Annotated in this window: 23 protein-coding genes; 10 read left to right on the top strand and 13 right to left on the bottom strand. The window is 46.3% G+C overall.

Annotated features, from left to right (window positions below):
* Window positions 1-15 precede the first annotated feature (15 nt).
* On the top strand, window positions 16-1,206 hold the full coding sequence (locus tag ICV39_RS04775) for an acetylornithine transaminase (protein ID WP_215390717.1): 1,191 nt from the start codon (window positions 16-18) through the stop codon (window positions 1,204-1,206).
* A gap of 18 nt (window positions 1,207-1,224) precedes the next feature.
* Here ICV39_RS04775 and ICV39_RS04770 read toward each other — a convergent pair whose 3' ends face one another.
* The 7 genes from ICV39_RS04770 to ICV39_RS04740 form a co-directional block, all read right to left on the bottom strand.
* Window positions 1,225-1,938, bottom strand: coding sequence for an ABC transporter ATP-binding protein (locus tag ICV39_RS04770; protein WP_215390716.1), 714 nt, complete (start codon window positions 1,936-1,938; stop codon window positions 1,225-1,227).
* The gene (locus ICV39_RS04765; RefSeq protein WP_215390715.1) at window positions 1,938-2,711 is read right to left on the bottom strand and encodes an ABC transporter ATP-binding protein; all 774 of its coding nucleotides are present in this window, start codon (window positions 2,709-2,711) and stop codon (window positions 1,938-1,940) included. Before ICV39_RS04765 ends, ICV39_RS04770 begins: the two co-directional genes overlap by 1 nt.
* A complete protein-coding gene (locus ICV39_RS04760; RefSeq protein WP_215390714.1) occupies window positions 2,708-3,796 on the bottom strand; it encodes an ABC transporter ATP-binding protein in 1,089 nt (362 codons plus the stop codon). The genes ICV39_RS04765 and ICV39_RS04760 overlap by 4 nt, the downstream gene beginning before the upstream one ends.
* Window positions 3,789-4,724 carry a branched-chain amino acid ABC transporter permease gene (locus tag ICV39_RS04755; RefSeq protein ID WP_215390713.1) on the bottom strand — a complete coding sequence of 312 codons (936 nt, stop codon included), beginning with the start codon at window positions 4,722-4,724 and terminating at the stop codon, window positions 3,789-3,791. Before ICV39_RS04755 ends, ICV39_RS04760 begins: the two co-directional genes overlap by 8 nt.
* A 53-nt stretch (window positions 4,725-4,777) precedes the next feature.
* A complete protein-coding gene (locus ICV39_RS04750) occupies window positions 4,778-5,932 on the bottom strand; it encodes a branched-chain amino acid ABC transporter substrate-binding protein (RefSeq protein WP_371816572.1) in 1,155 nt (384 codons plus the stop codon).
* A gap of 61 nt (window positions 5,933-5,993) precedes the next feature.
* On the bottom strand, window positions 5,994-6,935 hold the full coding sequence (gene ispH / locus ICV39_RS04745) for a 4-hydroxy-3-methylbut-2-enyl diphosphate reductase (protein ID WP_215390711.1): 942 nt from the start codon (window positions 6,933-6,935) through the stop codon (window positions 5,994-5,996).
* A 6-nt stretch (window positions 6,936-6,941) separates the two neighbouring features.
* Window positions 6,942-7,388, bottom strand: a complete 447-nt coding sequence (locus ICV39_RS04740; protein ID WP_215390710.1) for a peptidylprolyl isomerase — start codon at window positions 7,386-7,388, stop codon at window positions 6,942-6,944.
* Between the two features lie 30 nt (window positions 7,389-7,418).
* On the opposite strand from ICV39_RS04740, the gene radC reads away from it, so the two are divergent.
* From radC to rpmG, 3 genes are all read left to right on the top strand, one after another.
* Entirely contained in the window at window positions 7,419-8,108 is a 690-nt protein-coding gene (gene radC, locus ICV39_RS04735; RefSeq protein WP_371816571.1) for a DNA repair protein RadC, read from the top strand.
* A gap of 161 nt (window positions 8,109-8,269) precedes the next feature.
* Window positions 8,270-8,503, top strand: a complete 234-nt coding sequence (gene rpmB / locus ICV39_RS04730; protein WP_011903570.1) for a 50S ribosomal protein L28 — start codon at window positions 8,270-8,272, stop codon at window positions 8,501-8,503.
* 11 nt (window positions 8,504-8,514) lie between these two features.
* Window positions 8,515-8,682 carry a 50S ribosomal protein L33 gene (rpmG, locus tag ICV39_RS04725; protein ID WP_015421876.1) on the top strand — a complete coding sequence of 56 codons (168 nt, stop codon included), beginning with the start codon at window positions 8,515-8,517 and terminating at the stop codon, window positions 8,680-8,682.
* 107 nt (window positions 8,683-8,789) lie between these two features.
* On the opposite strand, the gene ICV39_RS04720 is transcribed toward rpmG, so the two are convergent.
* The 3 genes from ICV39_RS04720 to purN all read right to left on the bottom strand — a co-directional run bounded on the left by ICV39_RS04720 (window position 8,790) and on the right by purN (window position 12,199).
* Window positions 8,790-9,989 carry an acyl-CoA desaturase gene (locus tag ICV39_RS04720; protein WP_215390708.1) on the bottom strand — a complete coding sequence of 400 codons (1,200 nt, stop codon included), beginning with the start codon at window positions 9,987-9,989 and terminating at the stop codon, window positions 8,790-8,792.
* 66 nt (window positions 9,990-10,055) lie between these two features.
* A complete protein-coding gene (locus tag ICV39_RS04715; RefSeq protein ID WP_215390707.1) occupies window positions 10,056-11,573 on the bottom strand; it encodes an RsmB/NOP family class I SAM-dependent RNA methyltransferase in 1,518 nt (505 codons plus the stop codon).
* Window positions 11,570-12,199 carry a phosphoribosylglycinamide formyltransferase gene (gene purN / locus ICV39_RS04710; RefSeq protein WP_215390706.1) on the bottom strand — a complete coding sequence of 210 codons (630 nt, stop codon included), beginning with the start codon at window positions 12,197-12,199 and terminating at the stop codon, window positions 11,570-11,572. The genes ICV39_RS04715 and purN overlap by 4 nt, the downstream gene beginning before the upstream one ends.
* Before the next feature lie 39 nt (window positions 12,200-12,238).
* Between purN and ICV39_RS04705 the strand changes: the two genes are divergently transcribed.
* The 6 genes from ICV39_RS04705 to ICV39_RS04680 are packed head-to-tail and all read left to right on the top strand — an operon-like array spanning window position 12,239 to window position 18,656.
* Entirely contained in the window at window positions 12,239-13,189 is a 951-nt protein-coding gene (locus ICV39_RS04705; protein ID WP_215390705.1) for a bifunctional riboflavin kinase/FAD synthetase, read from the top strand.
* On the top strand, window positions 13,164-16,043 hold the full coding sequence (gene ileS, locus ICV39_RS04700) for an isoleucine--tRNA ligase (RefSeq protein WP_371816570.1): 2,880 nt from the start codon (window positions 13,164-13,166) through the stop codon (window positions 16,041-16,043). The genes ICV39_RS04705 and ileS overlap by 26 nt, the downstream gene beginning before the upstream one ends.
* A 23-nt stretch (window positions 16,044-16,066) precedes the next feature.
* A complete protein-coding gene (gene lspA, locus ICV39_RS04695; protein ID WP_215390703.1) occupies window positions 16,067-16,564 on the top strand; it encodes a signal peptidase II in 498 nt (165 codons plus the stop codon).
* A gap of 9 nt (window positions 16,565-16,573) precedes the next feature.
* Window positions 16,574-17,785 (top strand): bifunctional phosphopantothenoylcysteine decarboxylase/phosphopantothenate--cysteine ligase CoaBC, encoded by a 1,212-nt coding sequence (coaBC, locus tag ICV39_RS04690; protein WP_215390702.1) that lies wholly within the window; start codon window positions 16,574-16,576, stop codon window positions 17,783-17,785.
* A gap of 13 nt (window positions 17,786-17,798) precedes the next feature.
* Window positions 17,799-18,248 (top strand): dUTP diphosphatase, encoded by a 450-nt coding sequence (dut, locus tag ICV39_RS04685; protein WP_215390701.1) that lies wholly within the window; start codon window positions 17,799-17,801, stop codon window positions 18,246-18,248.
* Window positions 18,249-18,278: 30 nt separating this feature from the next.
* A complete protein-coding gene (locus tag ICV39_RS04680) occupies window positions 18,279-18,656 on the top strand; it encodes a hypothetical protein (RefSeq protein ID WP_215390700.1) in 378 nt (125 codons plus the stop codon).
* Between the two features lie 96 nt (window positions 18,657-18,752).
* Here the strand turns inward: ICV39_RS04680 and ICV39_RS04675 are convergent, their stop codons facing one another.
* The 3 genes from ICV39_RS04675 to clpS are packed head-to-tail and all read right to left on the bottom strand — an operon-like array spanning window position 18,753 to window position 21,683.
* Window positions 18,753-18,986: a hypothetical protein gene (locus tag ICV39_RS04675; protein ID WP_215390699.1), complete on the bottom strand. Its 234-nt coding sequence runs from the start codon at window positions 18,984-18,986 to the stop codon at window positions 18,753-18,755.
* A 37-nt stretch (window positions 18,987-19,023) separates the two neighbouring features.
* Complete coding sequence (clpA, locus tag ICV39_RS04670; protein WP_215390698.1) at window positions 19,024-21,330, bottom strand: ATP-dependent Clp protease ATP-binding subunit ClpA; 2,307 nt, start codon at window positions 21,328-21,330, stop codon at window positions 19,024-19,026.
* Entirely contained in the window at window positions 21,327-21,683 is a 357-nt protein-coding gene (clpS, locus tag ICV39_RS04665; RefSeq protein ID WP_251372757.1) for an ATP-dependent Clp protease adapter ClpS, read from the bottom strand. Before clpS ends, clpA begins: the two co-directional genes overlap by 4 nt.
* Window positions 21,684-21,879 lie beyond the last annotated feature (196 nt).

Below are 21,879 nucleotides of genomic sequence, written 5' to 3'. Positions count from 1 at the left end.
CATTACCAAATCAGCATGAACACACCCGCTCCTATCGATACCCATTCAGTGATGTTTATCACCCAACGTCCAGACGTGATCATGGTTGAGGGAGATGGGTCTTGGTTAACCGATAACAATGGCAAGCGCTATTTGGATTTCTTGCAAGGCTGGGCGGTGAACTGTCTAGGACACGGTAACCCAGGAATGATTGCTGCGCTCAATGCTCAAGCAAAGAAACTCATCAATCCAAGTCCAGCGTTTTACAACGAGCCAATGATTGGCTTATCTAATTTGCTCACGGCTAATAGTTGCTTCAACAAAGTCTTTTTTGCAAACAGCGGTGCAGAAGCAAATGAAGGTGCAATCAAGCTAGCTCGCAAATGGGGTCAGCTCAATAAAAATGGCGCCTTTGAAATTATCACTTTTGATCACAGCTTTCATGGCCGCACTTTGGCGACTATGAGTGCTTCAGGCAAACCAGGTTGGGATACGATGTTTGCTCCCCAAGTGCCAGGTTTTCCTAAAGCGGATCTCAATGATTTAGATTCTGTTAAAAAATTAGTTACAGATAAAACCGTTGCAATCATGCTCGAGCCCGTGCAAGGCGAAGGTGGCGTGATACCAGCCACTAAAGAATTTATGCAAGCGTTGCGCAAATTCACCAAAGAAAACAACATTCTGTTGATTGTGGATGAAGTACAGGCTGGCTGTGGTCGTACGGGCACCTTATTTGCCTATCAACAATTTGGCATCGAACCAGACATCATGACTTTGGGTAAAGGCATTGGTGGTGGCGTGCCTCTTGCAGCGCTTATGGCAACCGATGCTGTAGCTTGCTTTGTGCCTGGAGATCAAGGCGGCACCTACAATGGCAATCCACTCATGACTGCGGTCGGTATCAGCGTGATCGAGCAACTATTGGCCCCAGGATTTTTGGATAGCGTTAAAGCAAAAGGCGAGCTCCTGAAATCTGAGCTTCTCAAACTCTCAGCAGAGTTTGGCTTAGAAGGCGAACGCGGCGAGGGTTTGTTGCGTGCGCTCATGCTTGGCAAGGATATTGGATCAAAATTAGTCGAGTTAGCTCGTGATCGCAGCCCCGAAGGTTTATTGATTAACTCACCAAGACCGAACTTATTGCGCTTTATGCCAGCACTCAATGTCAGCAATGATGAGATCTTGCAGATGTGCAATATCTTACGTGAGCTTCTTAAAGAAACTGCTTAGTAGTTATGGAGTAACTGCTTATTCACCTAAATAGGCGGTACGCACCCTTGGATCTTGAAGTAATTCCGATCCAGGGCCAGTGAGTGCAATCAACCCACTTTCCATCACATAAGCCCGATCCGCCATTTGCAAGGCAAGACGTGCATTTTGCTCTACCAACAAAATGGTCATGCCATTCTTGGAGAGATTGCGCACCACATCAAAGATGGTTTCAACCATGATGGGGGATAAGCCCATTGAAGGCTCATCAAGCAACAATAGTTTTGGCTCAGCCATCATTGCCCTACCCATTGCCACCATTTGCTGCTCACCACCAGAAAGTGTTCCAGCCAATTGAGAAAGTCTCTCCTTCAATCTCGGGAAATATTGAAAGACCTCTTCAAGCTTGCGCTCAATTGCCTTGGAATCGCTCTTCAAAAAGGCACCCATCTGTAAATTTTCTAGGATGGTCATGCGCTTGAATACACCGCGCCCCTCCGGGACTAGACCAAGACCCAATCGAGCCAATTCATAAGCGGGCTGACCATTAGTTTCCTCGTTAGCAAATTGAATGGCGCCTGCGGTTGGGGTCAGTAAACCAGCGATAGCTTTAAGACTAGAGCTTTTGCCAGCGCCATTGGCGCCAATTAAAGCAACTAGCTCACCTTGATTTACATGCAGATCAATGCCCTTAACCGCATTGATGCCGCCGTAGGCTACCTTCAAATCTTCAACCCTGAGCAGTGCACTCATTAAGCAGCCCCCTGACCAAGATAAGCCCTAATCACTTCGGGATGTTCGCGCACATCAGCCGGCTTACCTGAGGCAATCACCTTACCGTAATCGAGCACTGTTAGATAGTCGCAAATACCCATTACCAAGCTCACATCATGCTCAATCAACAGAATCGTTTTTCCATCGGCACGAATACGCAATAGCAACTCACGTAGTTCCAACTTTTCAGTGGCATTCATACCAGCCGCTGGCTCATCCAATGCCAATAACTTCGGTTCGGTTGCTAATGCTCGAGCAATCTCCAAACGTCGTTGATGCCCATAAGAGAGGTTGCGGGCTTGCGTATCTGCGTAATTGCTCAAGCCAACATAGGCCAGTAACGCAAGCGACTTTTCTCGAATCTGTAGCTCTTCACGACAAGTAGAGGGAAAACGGAAAATTGCGCCAAGCAATCCTGCCTTAGATCGACAATGGCAACCTACCATCACATTCTCAAGGACAGACATCTCGCCAAATAAACGAATGTTTTGAAAAGTTCTCGCCAATCCAGATTTTGTGACTTGCGATACTGACTCTGGAAAATAAGAGGCTCCATCAAATAAGAAAATTCCGGAATCAGCAGGATAAAGGCCGGTAATCACATTAAAGAACGTAGTTTTACCAGCACCATTGGGACCAATTAGACCAACAATCGCACCATGAGGAACTTGCAGGCCAACAGAGTCGAGCGCCTGCAATCCACCAAAGCGTTTAGATACATCAGCGACATCCAATAACAAATGCGCGGTCATTGGTCACCCCGCTTCTGCCAAATTCCACCAGGACGATAGAGCATGATCAAAATTAAGGCTAAGCCGTAGATCAATTGACGAATCACTTCCACATCGACAATCACATGACCAAAAACCATCTTCTGGACGGGCTCAGCAACCCCACGTAATACCTCAGGAAATACTGCCAACACAATCGCACCCAAGATCACACCTGGAATATGGCCAATCCCTCCAAGAACAACCATTGCTAGTACGACGATGGATTCCCACAAAGTAAAAGATTCTGGCGATACAAATCCTTGAAAAGCAGAAAAAAGGACGCCTGCTACACCAGCAAATGAGGCCCCAATCGCAAAGGCCAGTAATTTCATATTACGGGTATTGATACCCATCGCTTTGGCTGCGATCTCATCCTCACGAATAGCAACCCAAGCGCGACCAATTCGAGAATTTTGCAAATGCAAACAAACGATAGTAACCAGAACCGCCAAGGTTAGAAAAAGGTAAAACACCAAATACAAACCTGGAATCTGAATAAACCCTAAATCCAACGGCTTGGTAAACGTGATGCCAAATACCTGCAAGGGATCAATTGCAGTAATCCCTTTTGGACCATTGGTTAGATTCAAAGGGCGATCTAAGTTATTCATAAAAATACGAATGATTTCACCGAAGCCCAAAGTCACAATCGCCAAATAATCGCCGCGTAATTGCAATGTAGGCAAACCCAGCACAATCCCAAAGAGCGCTGCTAGCGCAATTGAAAATACTGCAACCATCCAAGGCGAAAAATGCAGACCCCGTGGAAACACAGCGGCAATAGTTTCAAAATGATTTGGCAAATGTGGGGAAGCAAGCAAAGCGTAGCTGTATGCACCAAGAGCATAAAAGGCGATGTAACCTAAATCCAAGAGGCCGGCAAATCCCACAACTACATTTAGACCCAAAGCCAGCACGATATAGAGCAGAGCAAAATCTAGAACTCGCACCCAGTAGTTACCGCCACCGGCACCCACGATCCATGGCAATAAAACAAGTGCAATTACGCCCAAGCCAAGATAGGCATTACGACTGAGATGATTCTGGGCAAGCTTCTTAAGCACGATCAGAAACTTTCTCGCCTAGCAAACCAGTGGGTCGAAGCACTAACACCAAAATTAATACTAAGAAGGCAAAAATATCTTGGTAATTGGAACCAAAGACACCACCAGTGAGCTCACCAATATAGCCGGCGCCCAATGCCTCAATTAAACCCAATAAGAGACCGCCCAACATGGCGCCCTGTAGATTCCCGATGCCACCCAAGACAGCCGCAGTAAAGGCTTTAAGGCCGGGAATGAATCCCATATAAAAATGCACATTGCCGTAATTGCTGGCAATCATCACGCCAGCTAATCCCGCAAGTGCGCCACCCAACATAAAGGTGATCGAAATCACGCGATTGGGGTTCACACCCATCAAGGAGGCAATTTGAGTTTGTTCCGCAGTTGCGCGCATTGCTCTGCCCAACTTCGTTTTCTCAACTAAGAACAACAGTCCGCACATCACTGCTAATGCCACCAGAACGATGACTATTTCTTTACCAGTTATCGTTGCGCCAGTAGCACCCAATTCAATCGGGGTTGATGGAAGTAATTGTGGATAGGTCATCGGATTTCGTGACCAAATCAACATCGCTATTGTTTGCAAAAGAATTGACATGCCAATAGCGGAAATTAATGGCGCCAAGCGGGGCGCATTACGCAAGGGACGATAGGCAATCCGCTCAATCCAATAGCTTAAGCCAGCACAAACCGCCATCGTGACCGGTAAAACAATTAAGAGGGTTAGCCATCCAGGCAACCCACTGGTCAAACCTAAAATTAGGCGCAGCAATGACAAAGACACCATTGCGCCAATCATCAACACTTCGCCATGCGCGAAATTAATAATCCCCAGTACGCCATACACCATGGTGTAACCCAAAGCAATCAAGGCATAGATGCTACCAAGCACTAAGCCATTGATGATTTGCTGAAGAAAAATATCCATTACCGAGCTTCGATAAAAAGAGCGCCGAATATTCGGCGCTCTTTCAAGACTTCTTACATATTGATGACGTCAAGAACTGTTTTCTTTTTGTCTTTGAAGTCGTACAAGGTGATCACGCCTTCTTTCATATCACCTTTGCTATCAAAAGCGATATTGCCAATCAAACCATTCATTTTAGTATCAGGCATTGCAACTAAGATTTTTGCTGGATCAGTTGAATTAGCGCGCTTCATTGCGTCTACCAAAACGTATACAGCATCGTAGGTAAATGGTGCATAAATTTGCACATCAGAATTAAAGCGCTCTTTGTAACGCTTCTGGAAATCTGCACCCTGAGCCATTTTAGAAAGGGCTTTACCTGCTTCTGAGCAAGTAACGTTCACTACCGCCTCACCTGCAAGCTCGATTAGCTTTTCAGTACACATACCGTCACCACCAACAATCTTTGCCTTAATGCCTAGCTCACTAGCTTGCTTAGCCAAAGGACCACCGGTAGCATCCATGCCGCCATACATAATGACGTCCGGTTTGCTACCCTTTACCTTGGTCAAAATAGCCTTAAAGTCAGTCGCTTTATTATTGCTTGCCTCACGAGTCACCACTTTTAGGCCGGCAGCTTTTACAGTCTTCTCAAACTCATCAGCTAGACCTTTGCCGTATTGAGTAGAGTCATCAATAATCGCAACTGTTTTTGCTTTTAAAGTGTTTGCAACGTAATTACCTAAAGCAGGACCTTGCTGAGCATCAGTTGCCACTAGGCGATAAGTTGTCTTGAAGCCTTGCTTGGTGTAATCGGGATTGGTTGAAGATGGAGAAATCTGGGTAATGCCAGCATCGCTATAAATCTTCGATGCTGGAATACTGGTGCCAGAGTTCAAGTGGCCCACAACACCGACTACTTTTGCATCAACTAATTTTTGGGCAACCTGTGTAGCAGTTTTTGGATCTTCAGCATCGTCCTCGGGAACCAAAGTCAAAACTGCTTTTTTGCCATCAATTGTTAAGCCGGCCTTATTGATTTCTTCAAGGGCTAAACGCGCGCCGTTCTCATTGTCTTTGCCCAAATGAGCGATAGGTCCAGTTAATGGAGCTACGTGTCCAATCTTGACCTCAACACCATCAGCAGGAACGGCAGCTGCTTTATCGCCGCCCTTTCCACAAGCCGTCAAAATTAATGCAGTTACCGATAAGGCAATCGCGCTCTTCATAAAATTCACTTTTGATGCATTGGAATTAATCATCTACAGCTCCTCTGTTATGAATCAAACTTCAATCAACTAAATTTTTTGGTAAAGAAAAAGTGACGTCTTCGACAACGCCGGCTAAAGGTCGGACACTACGTGGGCCAAATTCTTGAATGCGCGCCACTATGGATTGAGCAAGACTCTCGGGAGCGGATGCGCCCGCCGTTAAGCCCACTCGCTTTTTTCCCGTAAACCATTCAGGCTTTAACTGCTCTGGGGCATCTACCATGTAGGAAGGTACGCCTAATTTTTCTGAGAGTTCACGCAAGCGATTAGAGTTCGAGCTTGTCGCACTACCCACCACAATAACGACCTCGACTTGAGGCGCCATAAATTTCACGGCATCTTGTCGATTCTGAGTGGCGTAACAAATATCTTGTTTGCGAGGCTGAACAATATTAGGAAATTTTCTGGTGAGCGCCTCAACAATCTCTTTAGTCTCGTCAACAGACAAAGTTGTTTGCGTTACAAAAGCAATTTTTTCATCACTTGGGAACGGCAACTTTTCTACATCGCTAATTTTTTCGATTAAGAAAACGCCTTCTTTCACTTGGCCCATGGTGCCCTCTACTTCGGGGTGCCCTGCATGACCAATCATCAATACCGTGTAACCCTCTTTGCACATCTTGACCACTTCAAGGTGCACCTTAGTCACAAGAGGACAAGTCGCGTCATACACCTGCAAGCCACGTTGCTCGGCATCCTTGCGCACATCTTGAGATACGCCATGCGCACTAAACACGACGATTCCACCCTTGGGCACTTCATGCAATTCATCCACGAACACTGCGCCTTTTTCGCGCAATTCATTTACTACGTAAGCGTTATGAACAATTTCATGGCGCACATAGATCGGCGCACCGAAGCGCACCAGCGCCTCATTCACAATATTGATTGCACGATCGACCCCTGCGCAAAAACCGCGGGGTTGTGCCATCAAAATTTCTGCGTGATCAGATCCACTCATATTGCTTTAAAGAATAGCGACAATCTGCGCTTCAAAGGTAACTTCCCTGCCGGCCAAAGGGTGGTTGAAATCAAACCATGCACCTTCGTCATCAATCGATTGCAAAACACCTGCATATTGAGCGCCGCCAGGAGCATTGAATTCAATCACATCGCCAGGATTAAATTCCACATCATCATCGCGCCCTTCTTTCAGCGCTTTCAATGAAACCCACTGTACTAAATCTTCTTTACGATCGCCAAAACTTTCCCCCGGCGAAAGTACAGCACTCTTCTTGTCACCAACACCTAATCCCAACAACACCCTCTCAAAGCAAGGCGCAAATTGTCCAGAACCCATCAGAACCGTCGCAGGGCGATCAACAAACGTATTGATGTAATCCTCCCCATTGGGCAAGGTCAGCCGGTAGTTCAGAGTCAAATAGGAGTTGGGCAAAACAGTAAGCTTAGTCATAAGGTGATTGTATCTAGCCCTGCGTCAGGAGTGCACTCTTCAATACCCCAATGGCCCAAAAATGAACAGCCCCGAGAAAAGCTCCGTTTGCATGGGGCCAAATGCCTCACTGACGCAGAATTACTTGCGATATTTTTGCGGGTTGGGGTTAAAGGAAAAAATGCCGTCACCCTAGCAAACGATCTCTTGCATCACTTTGGTAGCTTACCCCGCCTTCTCGCTAGCAGTCCCGTTGAATTTACCCGCATTCATGGAATGGGGCTTTCCAAGTGGAGTCAGATTCAAGCAGCTTATGAACTGGTCAAACGCAGCCTTGAAGATGATCTTGCCCAACGCTCAATCTTCTCCTCTCCAGGTCGCGTCAAAGAGTTTTTACAGGCCAAAATTGGGGGTCTACCCCACGAGGTTTTTCTCTGCCTCTATCTAGACTCAGGGCTGCACTTAATTGAATGCCAAGAGCTATTTCGGGGCTCAATTACCCATACGGCGGTATACCCCCGAGAAATCCTCAAAGAAGCCCTTTCCAGAAATGCCAGCGCCCTGATCGTTGCCCACAACCACCCCAGTGGCAAACCCCTACCCAGTAAAGCAGACCAAGATTTGACTCAAACCCTCATTAAAGCCTTGCAGCTAGTGGATATACCCTTGCTAGACCACTGCATCGTGAGTAATGGTGGATTTTTCTCCTTTTCCGAGTCTGGCCTTATGGATATTGAATAAAATTGATAGTGTTTACTAACATACAAGAAATATATTGTGATTTTATGGCCAATTTCACGTCTTTTGGACCCCGTAGGCCCACCGCCAAAGCCACATGGGGCTAGCCCAAATTAGGCTTTGACTGATACAATCTTTCTTTTTCGCAATTAATGGAGTTAGTCATGGCAAAAGTTTGCCAAGTCACTGGGAAAAAGCCGATGGTTGGCAACAATGTATCCCATGCAAACAATAAAACGAAGCGTCGCTTTTTGCCGAATTTGCAAAACCGTCGTTTCTGGGTTGAATCTGAAAACCGTTGGATTAGCTTGCGCTTAACCAATGCTGGTTTGCGCGTTATCGACAAAAATGGCATCGATGCTGTTTTGTCTGATCTCCGTGCACGTGGCGAAATTTAAGGAGCGCACAAATGGCTAAAGGCGGCAGAGAAAAAATCAAATTAGAGTCATCAGCTGGTACTGGTCACTTCTATACAACTTCAAAAAACAAGCGTACAAAGCCTGAGAAAATGGAGATCATGAAATTTGATCCAACCATTCGCAAGCACGTTGCTTATAAAGAAACAAAACTCAAGTAATCGACACTGAGCATTACTTGAAGTAAATAAAAAACCCGCTAAGCAGCGGGTTTTTTATTATCCATTTTGGATTTCTTTTTAACCTGTTTATTGATTAATTTAATTCCTCAGGCATAACGACGCAATCTTAAAGAGAACTCTCGCAAGCTTGCTAGGCCACTATCTTCAGCACGCTGACACCAAGCATGCAATTGTGAAACCAATTGCTCGCGGGTTGCTGTTGAACGACCCCAGATAGCCTGAAGATCACGACGCATTTCGATCATCTTACGAAGCTGTGCATTACTAGCCATTAGCTCTTCTAGCTTAGCTTTCTCTTCTTCGCTTAAGCGGGACTCATCTTTAACTAACCAAGTGCGAGCGTCGCTTAAATGGGATGCCAATACTTGCATATGTTGCACTTCATTACTAAAGAAATTACGCAATGTCTTGCTGTAACGCGCCATGATTTCATAACGATTTGCAATGATTGCTTCTAATGTATTTTGATCGGCAGGACGCAAATCACTTAAAACTGGTTTTGGCGGCGTCTTTTTCACAGTAGCTAAACCTACTGCACTCATCATTTGAATATACAACCAACCAATATCAAATTCATACCACTTGTTAGAAAGTTTCGCGCTAGTGGCAAACGTGTGATGGTTGTTGTGCAATTCTTCACCACCAATCAAAATGCCCCAAGGAAAAATATTGGTTGAGGCATCTTCACAATCGAAGTTGCGATAACCCCAGTAGTGGCCAATGCCGTTAATGATGCCGGCGGCAGTGATTGGAATCCACAGCATCTGCACGGCCCAAACAGTTAAGCCAACTGCGCCGAATAAAAACACATCGATGATGAGCATGATGGCAACACCCTGCCATGTGAACTTCGCATAAACATTGCGCTCGAGCCAATCATCTGGAGTGCCATGACCAAACTTGTCCATGGTCTCTTGATTCTTTGCCTCTTGCTTATAAAGCTCAGCACCGCGGGATAGCACGGTCCCAATGCCTAGAATTTGCGGGCTATGGGGATCGTCAACTGTCTCGCACTTGGCGTGGTGCTTACGGTGGATCGAGGCCCACTCCTTGGTCACCATGCCGGTAGTAAGCCAAAGCCAAAAACGAAAGAAATGAGAAACGATCGGGTGCAGGTCGAGGGCACGGTGCGCCTGACAACGATGCAAAAAGATAGTTACTGCGGCAATCGTGATGTGGGTGGCAATCAACGTGAACAGAGTAATCTGCCACCAAGACCAATCTAAATATCCATTGGCGAGCCAGTTAAGGAATAAATCAAAACCTGAACTTGAAACTGTATTCAAAAGTGTGTCCTTTAAGTATCAGCTTTCATTTTAACGCTTTTCAGGCTTTTTTTGACCTATCTTTCGTTAATTCTTAGGTTTTTGCATTTCTAGGCTTTCAGATTTAATGCTCTTTTTCTGAAAAACAGCCCCAAAAAAGCCATCCGTACCGTGAATATGCGGCCACAATTGCCACCAAGGATTTTCTGCGGAACAGCCCAATGGTAATTTTTCCTTTGGGAACAATGGCTTGAGGACCTCAGCCGCTGGAACCACCTCAAAATCAGGGTGATTCTTGAGGAAATCCTCTGCAACTCCTTGATTTTCCTGGGGTAATAGGCTGCAAGTGGCATATACCAAGCGACCACCTGGTTTTAAGAGGCGAGCTGCTGAATTCAAAATGCTGGCTTGCTTTTGATTCAATTCCGCAACACCCTCTGGGGTTTGGCGCCACTTCAGGTCAGGATTACGGCGCAAGGTGCCCATACCGCTACAAGGGGCATCAACCAGAACACGATCTATCTTTCCGGCTAAGCGTTTGATCTTGGCGTCATTCTCAGAATCAATCCACACAGGATGAACATTAGAAAGACCACTTCGAGCTTGTCTCGGTTTGAGATTGGCTAAGCGACGTTCAGATGTGTCAAATGCATATAGGCGGCCTGTGGATCGCATCAACGCGCCAATTGCCAATGTCTTGCCACCGGCGCCAGCGCAAAAATCAACAACCATTTCGCCACGTTTTGGAGCCAGCAAATAGGCCAACAACTGGCTTCCTTCATCTTGCACTTCAAACATGCCTGCTTTAAAGCCTGCAGTATTTTGCAAAGCGGGTTTACCCATAATGCGCACACCATCTGGTGCAAACGGAGTTGGAGTAGCTTGATAACGACCACCCAATGCATTCATCTGCGCAAGTAATTCCTCGCGATTGGTCTTCATCGTGTTTGCGCGCAAATCTAAAGAAGCGGGATGCATCAAAGATTTCGCTAATTCTTCACGAGTATCTTCACCTGGATATTTTCTAAAGGCATCCCACAACCACTCAGGCAAATTGTTGCGCACTAGTGGATTTAAAGAACTTGGATCTACCGTTGAAATTCGTTGCAACCACTCATACTCACCAGGCTTGAGAACATGCGCCAAGTCCGCAATCGCACTCTCCGCACGATTGCCTGAACCAAGCCCACCTTCAGAAAGAGCGGACAGCAAACCCAATAGGGCTAAGCGTCTAGCCTGTGATCCCTCGCCACTAGAGGCAAATTGTGAGAACTCATTTTTACGACGCAAAATAGCAAATGCACTCTCTGCTATCAACGCTCGATCACGATTACCAAGCTTTGGCTCAGATCGAAAATAACGACTAACAATCCGATCAGCGGGTTGATCAAACTGCAGTAATTCTGGAAGTAAGCGCTCTAAATGAATCGCATGCTGCGGCAAAGCTTTCGCATTTGAGAAATTTTTCTGACCTTCAGGCGCAATCAAGTTGCCACTGGCATTACGTCGCTCCGGACGGCGCAATGGATCTTTTGATTTAGCCGCATAACTTTTTTGCGGACCTAAGCGCTTATTGGATTTTGGATTGGAACGTTCTGCGCTCATAATTTAAATAATTGCGATTCTGGGGGTTGTAACTTCACTTGATTACCTTCAATGCGCAATCGTCCGTCAAGAAACCATTTTACGGCTCGAGGATAAATCTGATGCTCAGCCTTCAAAACTCGAGCAGCAAGTGTATCGGCATCATCACCTTCGAGCACTGGCACGGAAGCCTGACAAATAATCGGCCCCTCATCGACACCCTCGGTCACAAAGTGCACTGTAGCCCCATGCTCTTTAACCCCCGCCTCTAAGGCGCGCTCATGGGTATGCAAGCCTGGGAAGGCCGGCAAAAGGGCTGGGTGAATATTGATTAAACGACCCCCAAAATGACGAATAAAACTCGGGGTCAAAATCCGCATAAAACCAGCTAAGACCACCAAATCAGCTCCAAGCTCATCAATTTTCTGGATCAGAGCGGCATCAAAGGATTCTCGGGTAGGGTGCTCTTTATGCTCTATTGCAAAGGCTGGAATACCTTGCGAGCGAGCAAAATCAAGGCCCTTAGCTGCGGAGTGATTCGCTATAACCGCTGCAAATTTGACTGGCCATTGCTCTTTTTGAGCCGTTTTAACGATAGCCTCGAAATTGGATCCGCGGCCGGAGATTAAGGTAACGATAGAAAGCATGCCCACAATATAATTGATGGCTACCCAGAAGGCGATTTTGTGAACGTATTTCGTGGCTCGACCCCGTTTTCCGCAGGACCTGCTTGTGCCCTCACCATCGGAAATTTCGATGGCGTGCACAGGGGTCATCGCGCCCTGCTCAAGCAGTTGGTTGCTGGCGCTCGGGAAAGAGGCTTGGCCAGCTGCGTACTGACCTTTGAGCCCCACCCAAAGGAATTTTTCTCCCCCGAACAAGCCCCACCCCGAATTCTGAATTTGCGCGACAAATTGGCTGCTCTTGCGGATCTAGGTATTGATCGAGTCGTTGTTGAGCATTTCAATTCCGCATTTGCTCGCCTTTCGCCGGAAGAGTTTGTTTCAGAGATTATCGTCAAACGACTCAATACCAAATGGATTTTGATTGGTGATGACTTTTGCTATGGGGCTAAGCGAGCAGGTAATTTTGCAAGCCTCAAAGCGGCTGGTGAAAAATATGGATTTGAAGTTTCCAGCATTCAAACGATTTCTGAAGATGGTGAGCGTATTTCGAGTTCAGCATTGCGCACCGCTCTTGCAAATGGTGATATGAAGCAAGCAGAAAAATTACTTGGTCGCCCTTATGGAGTTTCTGGACACGTCATTCATGGGCAACAACTTGGTCGCAAATTAGGATTCCCCACTTTAAATTTAGCCGTAGCCAATCACTTACATCATCGCAAGCCAGCGACTACTGGCATCTTCACTGCGCAAGTACTGGGGCTTAGCGACAAACCTTTGCCAGCTGTAGCTAGCCTAGGCGTGCGGCCTACGGTGGAAGATGAAGGTCGCGTGTTACTTGAGACCCACATATTTGATTATCAAAAGGATGTTTACGGAAAAATCATTACCGTTGAACTTTTAGAAAAAATTCGTGACGAGGAAAAGTATGATGACCTCGACACTCTCACAAATGCGATTGCGCAAGACGCAAAGCACGCCAGAAATTATTTCCAGAAAAAATCTTATGTCTGAAAAAGAAAATAACTATCCAGTCAATTTACTAGATACCGCATTTCCGATGCGAGGCGATCTAGCAAAACGCGAACCGCAATGGGTTGCGCAATGGCAAAAAAATAAGCTTTACGAAAAGATTCGTGCGGCTCATGCTGGTCAACCAAAGTTCATCTTGCATGATGGCCCTCCTTATGCGAATGGCGATATTCATATTGGTCATGCGGTTAATAAGATTCTGAAAGACATGATTGTGAAATCCCGCTGGTTGATGGGATTTGATTCCGCATACGTACCAGGCTGGGATTGCCACGGAATGCCAATTGAGATTCAAATTGAGAAGCAGTTTGGCAAGAATCTGCCCACGGCTGAAGTACAGGCTAAAGCCCGTGCCTATGCGCAAGTGCAGGTAGGCAAGCAAAAGAAAGATTTCGAGCGCTTAGGCGTATTGGGTGACTGGAACAACCCTTATCTCACTATGAATTACCGCAACGAAGCTGATGAAATTCGTGCACTAGGCAAGATTTGGGAAAAGGGTTACGTATTCCGAGGCTTAAAACCAGTGAACTGGTGTTTTGATTGTGGTTCTGCGCTTGCAGAAGCTGAGGTGGAATACCAAGATAAAACTGATCCAACAGTCGATGTAGGTTTTGCGTTTGATGATGCGCAGCGTCCACAGCTTGCCAAAGCATTTGGATTGGAGGATCTACCCAATAAGCCTGGTCAGATTGTGATCTGGACAACAACGCCTTGGACTATTCCTGCTAACCAAGCAATGAATGTTCACCCAGAGTTAACTTACGCACTTGTGGATGTTGGTAGCAAATTATTAATACTTGCAAAAGATCGTGTCGAGATCTGTTTACAAGATTACGGTCTCGAAGGCAAAGTCATCGCCACCTGCCTTGGTGAGAAACTCGCCAATATTTCTTTTTGGCACCCTCTCGCTTCTTTACACGAAGGCTACAAACGTCTTTCACCAATCTATGTAGCTGAATATGTCACGCTCGATACTGGCACAGGCATTGTTCACTCTGCCCCAGCCTATGGCGAAGAAGACTTTAAGTCTTGCAAAGCAAATGGGCTTGTGGACAAAGACATCTTGAATCCAGTAATGGGAAATGGTGTGTATGCGTCCTGGTTGCCGCTCTTCGCCAACGAATACATTTGGAAAGCGAATCCAAAAATCGTAGAAGCAATGCGTGAGGCAGGAAGCTTATTGCGTGACAAAACCTATACCCACTCGTATATGCATTGCTGGCGCCACAAGTCGCCGATTATTTACCGCGCGACCTCACAATGGTTTGCTAGCATGGATAAAAAACCATCTGATGGTAAAGCCAGCTTACGTGAAACTGCTTTGGCCGGCATCGATAGCACCGACTTCTTCCCTGCATGGGGCAAGCAGCGCTTACATAGCATGATCGCCAATCGCCCTGATTGGACGCTCTCACGGCAACGTCAATGGGGCGTGCCGATGGCCTTCTTTGTTCACAAAGAAACTGGGGATCCACATCCACGCACAGTCGAGTTACTCGAGGAAATTGCAAAGCGCGTAGAAAAAGGTGGAATTGAAGCCTGGCAGCAACTCGAAGTTTCTGAGTTACTCGGTGATGAAGCTTCTCAATATGAAAAGAATCGCGACACACTAGATGTGTGGTTTGATTCTGGCACAACCCATTGGCATGTGATTCGTGGATCGCATCGCGACGAGCTGCTCACTGCAGACGCAGAAACCCCTACCGGTCGTTTAGCAGATTTGTATTTAGAGGGTTCAGACCAGCACCGCGGCTGGTTCCACTCCTCATTGCTCACCGGCGCGATGCTAGACGGAAAACCCCCTTACAAAGCACTCTTAACTCACGGCTTTACTGTTGACGGTCAAGGTCGCAAGATGAGTAAATCGGTGGGTAACGTGATTGCCCCACAACAGGTGGCAGATAAGCTCGGCGCAGAAATTATTCGCCTCTGGGTTGCCTCGACAGATTATTCGGGCGAGATGACGATCTCTGATGAAATCCTGAAACGCGTTACTGAAAGCTATCGTCGTATCCGCAATACCTTGCGCTTCTTGCTAGCGAATCTTTCGGATTTTGATCCCGCTAAACATGCAATGCCTACAGATCAGTGGTTAGAAATTGATCGCTATGCAGTAGCGCTAGCCAATCAATTGCAGAGTGATATTGAGGCACATTACAAGGCTTATGAATTCCATCCTGCAGTCGCGCGCATGCTTACTTTCTGCTCAGAAGATTTAGGTGGCTTCTATTTAGACATTCTGAAAGATCGCCTCTACACCAGCGCCCCTGATTCTGCAGATCGTAGAGCGGCTCAAAATGCGCTTTTCCATATCACGCGCAATCTCTTGAAGTGGTTGTCTCCGTTCCTCTCATTTACCGCAGAAGAAGCTTGGCAAGATCTCCCTAAAGATCCCAGCAGGAAACTGTCTGAATCTATCTTCATGGAAGAATTTGGTACTTTCCCAGAAATCGCCAACTCAGAAGAATTACTCGGCAAATGGAATCGCATTCGCGAGATTCGTTCAGAAGTGACCAAGGCTATTGAGGTGGAGCGCGAGGCAGGCAATGTAGGCTCATCCCTGCAAGCTGAACTCACCATTAAGCTTGGTGACACTGACTTCGCTATCTTGCACTCGCTTGAGAATGACTTACGTTTTGTCACTATTACTTCAAGTGCCAATATTGAGTTAAGTAATGATGGCTTAGAGGTATCAGTACGCGGCAGTCAATTTAAGAAATGCGGTCGTTGTTGGCATCACACCAAAGATGTTGGCAGCAATACAGATCACCCTGATCTGTGCGGCCGCTGCATTAGCAATCTTTTCGGTGACGGCGATCATCGCCTCTTTGCTTAATCTGATTCTTGTCCAATTCATCAATGAGCCAACAGAGCATTCCATTTTTACGCTGCATAGCTATTGCTGTCATTACCTTGCTACTAGATCAAGCAAGCAAATGGCTGGCCTTAAGTGAATTGCAGCTTGGAATTCCGGAACCTGTTCTGCCTTTCTTCAATTGGTTGCTACTGTTTAATCCCGGCGCTGCATTTTCTTTCTTGGCTCAAAGCTCGGGATGGCAACGTTGGTTCTTTACTGCCCTGGGTCTGCTTGCCTGCGTCTACATCGTCTTTATGCTGCGCAAACATCAAGATGAGAAGCTACTTTGCATCGCCCTCAGCCTGATTCTCGGCGGAGCAGCTGGAAATGTTTTAGATCGCCTCATGTATGGCGCTGTCGTGGACTTTATTGATCTGCACTATGCCGGATGGCACTGGCCAGCCTTTAATGTGGCTGATAGTGCCATTTGCGTTGGGGCTGCACTGATCATTGTTAGCGAATTACGCAAGTCATTTGGCAAATCCACACAATCCCAGTAAGCTGGCGCCATGCAATCCTTAATCAATAAAAAAATCGTTCTCGGCATCTCTGGCGGCATTGCCGCTTATAAGACGCCTGAGCTTGCTAGATTACTGATGCAAGAAGGCGCCTCGGTCCAAGTGGTGATGACTGAAGCTGCCCAACAATTTGTTACCCCAGTAACAATGCAAGCCCTTACAGGCAATCCTGTCTTTACAAGCCAGTGGGATAACAGCATTAGCAACAATATGGCGCATATTGAGCTCTCACGAGCCGCTGATGCGATTGTGATTGCCCCAGGAAGCGCCGATCTGATGGCAAAACTATCTCTGGGATTGGCAGATGATTTGCTAAGTACTCTTTGCCTCGCAAGAGACTGCCCTCTTCTTATTGCCCCTGCGATGAACAAGCAAATGTGGGAACATGCAGCCACCCAAAGAAGCGCGGAACGATTAAATAAAGATGGTGTGACACTACTTGGTCCCGCCAGTGGATTTCAGGCTTGTGGCGAAGTTGGGATGGGTCGCATGCTCGAACCAGCAGAGGTTGCAGAACAAGTCATTGCCTTCTTCCAGAAAAAAACATTGCTCGGCAAAAAAGTACTGATCACCGCAGGGCCAACATTTGAGGCAATTGACCCAGTTCGCGGAATTACCAATCACAGCTCTGGAAAAATGGGCTTTACAATTGCTAGGGCCGCGCTTGAGGCTGGCGCCCAAGTACATTTGATTGCAGGTCCATGCAACTTGCCAACGCCGCTTGAGGCAACTGGGTTAATTACTCGCACCAACGTGGTTAGCGCCAAAGAAATGCATGCAGCCACTCTTGCCGCTACAGATTGCGATGTATTTTTCGCGGTGGCTGCAGTGGCTGACTGGGGGATTGCCAAGCCAGCTAAGGAAAAGATCAAACGCAACGGTAAAGAAACGCCCAATATTGAATTTGTCGCTAATCCCGACATTCTGCTGGATGTAGCTAAAACGGTAAAAACCAAAGCTGGCAAACCATATCCCTACTGTGTTGGCTTTGCTGCTGAATCTACGGATCTTGAGAAGCATGCTGATGAGAAACGTAAACGCAAAGGCATTCCAATGATCGTGGGTAATATTGGCCCCGATACATTTGGCAGTGATTTAAATCAATTGCTTGTCATAGACGCTAGTGGCAGTAAAAAAATTGCCAAGGCAGAAAAGTTACAGCTCGCACGCCAATTAATTCAGTTGGTAGCTAAGAAAATTTAATTTAGGAAACTTCATGCAATCTTTACAAGTCAAAATTCTCGATGAACGTATGCGAGATCAGTTGCCAGCTTATGGCACACCGGGAAGCGCTGGATTAGATTTGCGCGCTTGTATTGATGAAACAATTGAAATTGCGCCAGGTCAAACAGTATTAGTTCCTACAGGCCTCGCAATATATGTAGAAGATCCACGTTATGCCGCATTTATTCTGCCTCGTTCAGGTCTTGGCCATAAGCATGGAATAGTGCTGGGGAATTTAGTTGGCCTCATCGATTCTGACTATCAAGGTCAGCTTATGGTGAGCACATGGAACCGTGGATCCACTCCATTTAAGCTAGAACCCATGGAGCGCCTAGCTCAGTTAGTCGTCATGCCTGTGCAACAGGTGGAACTCAAAGTGGTTGAAGAGTTTACCGAGAGCAGTCGTGGTGCTGGTGGCTTTGGCAGCACCGGCAGGGGCTAAGGCTTTATTGAGAAATGTCTAGGGATGAGCATGAAAAGGTATCTATTTGTTCTTGGACTTCTATTAGCTGGATGCGCAACTACAGCGAATTACGAAAAAATCCTACAGACAACGATAGGAAAGCCTGAAAAAGACTTGGTGGCCGCCTGGGGAATTCCTCAGGGTTCATATGAAAATGAAGGTGTCAGATATCTAACTTATTCCCGCTCTGAATCAGGCGTAATACCTGGCCAGCCAGCAAGGGCCAATACAGTGATGATTGCCGGAAAACCATATACAAATATGGTGGGTGGCAGCCCTTCAATAGGATATACAAACGCCTGTACGACAATCTTTAAGATTGAGAATAAGATTGTTGTGAGCTATGAATTTAAGGGCAATGACTGCAAGGCTTATAGCAAAGATTAAAGAAAATGCCCTCAATCAAGAGGGCATTCGTTTTTGCTAAGTTACTGATTTTGTTGATTGTGAGTATCAACTACATAATTGCGATTAACCGTCAATTTACTTCCGAATATGAGCGTGGCGTGCTGCATCTTGTGACATGCCTGCACCCTTACCTTCGCGCGATTCTTTTTCAGCAGAAATCTCTTTGCGACGCTCTTTGCAAGACCCAGCGATTTCTTGCAAAGCTTTACGAGCACGGGCAGCAGATGCCTTAATGCCTTTTTCTTGAAACTTTTCATTCTCAGCTTTATACGTTTCAAACGCTTCAAGCAATTTATCGTGATGAGACATATTTTCCTTTTTACTTTTTATTAAGAACGATGATTAATTAAATTTCTTCCGCAGGCGCAACATCAATCTTGGCGGCTTTACCCGGTAATTTTGGTACATCAAAAGTTAGGTTGACTTTACCGTCAGCATCAATATCCACATCGACATGGCCGCCCTGGGCTAACTTGCCAAACAGTAACTCATCAGCTAGGGCTTTGCGAACGGTATCCTGGATAATCCGCTGCATTGGACGTGCGCCCATCAATGGATCAAAACCATGTTTCGCCAAATGAGCTCGCAGGGCAGGACTAAAGGTGGCATCCACCTTCTTCTCATGCAGCTGCTCTTCCAATTGCATCAAGAACTTGTCAACCACGCGCATGATGATGGTTTCATCAAGAGCTTTGAAAGACACGATAGCATCTAAACGATTGCGGAACTCAGGTGTAAAGAACTTCTTGATATCGGCCATTTCATCACCGGATTCACGCGCATTTGTAAAGCCGATGGTGGACTTCTGCATTACCTCAGCCCCTGCATTGGTGGTCATGATAATGATCACATTGCGGAAGTCTGTCTTGCGACCATTGTTATCAGTCAAGGTTCCATGGTCCATAACTTGCAACAGGATGTTGAAGATATCTGGATGCGCTTTCTCAATTTCATCCAAAAGTAGCACGCAGTGAGGCTTCTTATTGACCGCCTCAGTCAATAGACCGCCTTGATCAAAACCAACATATCCAGGAGGAGCGCCAATCAAACGACTTACGGCGTGACGCTCCATGTACTCAGACATATCAAAACGTAAAAGTTCGATACCCAAGATAAAGGCTAATTGCTTTGCTACCTCAGTCTTACCAACCCCAGTCGGGCCAGAGAACAAGAAAGAGCCAATTGGGCGATCAACCTTACCAAGACCAGCACGAGTCATCTTAATAGCACTAGCCAAGGCCTCAATGGCTGGATCTTGCCCAAACACCACGCTCTTAATGTCACGATCAAGCGTCTGCAACTTACTGCGATCATCAACCGTAACGGACTGGGGCGGTATGCGTGCAATCTTGGCAACAATCTCTTCAATCTCGGGACGACCAATCGTTTTCTTTTGCTTTGATTTAGGCAATATGCGTTGCGCTGCCCCTGCCTCATCAATTACATCGATTGCCTTGTCAGGCAAATGGCGATCATTAATGTAGCGAGAAGAAAGTTCAGCGGCAGCCACTAAAGCACCAGCAGAGTACTTCACGCTATGGTGCTCTTCAAAGCGGGATTTGAGGCCACGCAGAATTTGTACAGTTTGATCTACGGTTGGCTCTACAACGTCTACCTTTTGGAAGCGACGAGATAAAGCCGCATCTTTCTCAAAAATACCGCGATACTCAGTAAAGGTCGTTGCACCAATACATTTCAGAGAGCCATTGGATAGAGCAGGCTTTAGTAAGTTGCTAGCATCTAAGGTGCCACCTGAAGCTGCACCAGCTCCAATCAATGTATGAATCTCATCAATAAACAAGATGCCGTGCGCGTGATCTTTTAAAGACTTCAAAACACTCTTGAGACGCTGCTCAAAATCACCACGGTATTTAGTACCAGCGAGTAAAGCACCCATATCTAATGAATAGACTGTCGCGTTTGCCAATACCTCTGGCACATCACCCTTTACGATTCTCCAAGCTAAGCCTTCAGCAATCGCGGTTTTACCAACACCTGCCTCACCTACTAGTAAGGGGTTATTTTTACGGCGGCGGCACAGCACCTGAATGACACGCTCTACTTCACTCTCACGACCAATTAATGGGTCGATCTTGCCTTGGCGAGCCATAGCATTGAGGTTTTGAGTGTATTGATCAAGCGGACTCTCCTTACCAGAGGCGGCAGACTCTTCAGCGTCTTGTGTTGACTCGACTGGCTTCACATGCTCAGCCTGATCCTTACGTACGCCATGGCTAATAAAGTTCACTACATCCAATCGAGTGACGCCTTGCTGCTGCAAGAAATACACTGCATGCGAATCCTTCTCACCAAAAATCGCTACCAACACATTTGCACCAGTAACCTCTTTCTTTCCATTTGAAGTGGACTGAACATGCATGATCGCGCGTTGAATCACACGCTGAAAACCTAAAGTAGGCTGCGTATCGACTTCATCATTACCAGGCACTACAGGAGTGTTGTCATTAATAAAATTCTTTAACTGGGCACGTAGCTCTGCAATGTTGACGGCGCAAGCCTTAAGCACCTCAACCGCAGTGGCGTTATCTAGTAAGGCTGCAAGCAAATGCTCCACCGTAATGAACTCATGTCTGGATGCACGGGCGTCAACAAACGCCATATGCAGACTTACTTCTAGTTCTTGGGCAATCATGCTTCCTCCATAGTGCACTGTAATGGGTGACCAGCTTCACGCGATAATTCAATTACTTGATGTACTTTAGTTGCTGCGACATCGCGTGTAAAGACGCCACAGATACCTTTACCAACTAAATGCACTTGCAACATGATGCGCGTTGCAGTCTCATGATCTTTATTGAAGTACTCCTGAATGACCATCACCACAAATTCCATTGGGGTGTAATCGTCATTCAGTAACAAAACTTTATACATTGAGGGAACCTTAACTTGCTCGACTTGTTTTTCGAGTAAAAGGGTGTCCTCAACATAGGGGTTGGCAGGGATGCCTGTAGTGGGATTCTTTGGTGCGCGACTCATGAGAAACATTCTAAACACAGATACCTAAACTGGATTTCAGGGGATTCTTGTTGTGAAAACCCCAAAAAAACCCTGATTTAACCCATATTGGGGCATTTTTCGATAAAAAAAGGGGTAAATACGGGGTAATAAGGCTATTTAACTCCTTGACACCCCCACAAAAAGGGCAAACAATCGGGGGGTAGGCCTATAAAAGGGTTCTATT

The organism is Polynucleobacter sp. MWH-UH25E, from assembly GCF_018687095.1.
In the GTDB taxonomy this organism is placed as follows: Bacteria; Pseudomonadota; Gammaproteobacteria; order Burkholderiales; family Burkholderiaceae; genus Polynucleobacter.
This window is presented reverse-complemented; position numbering and strand designations above follow the sequence as displayed.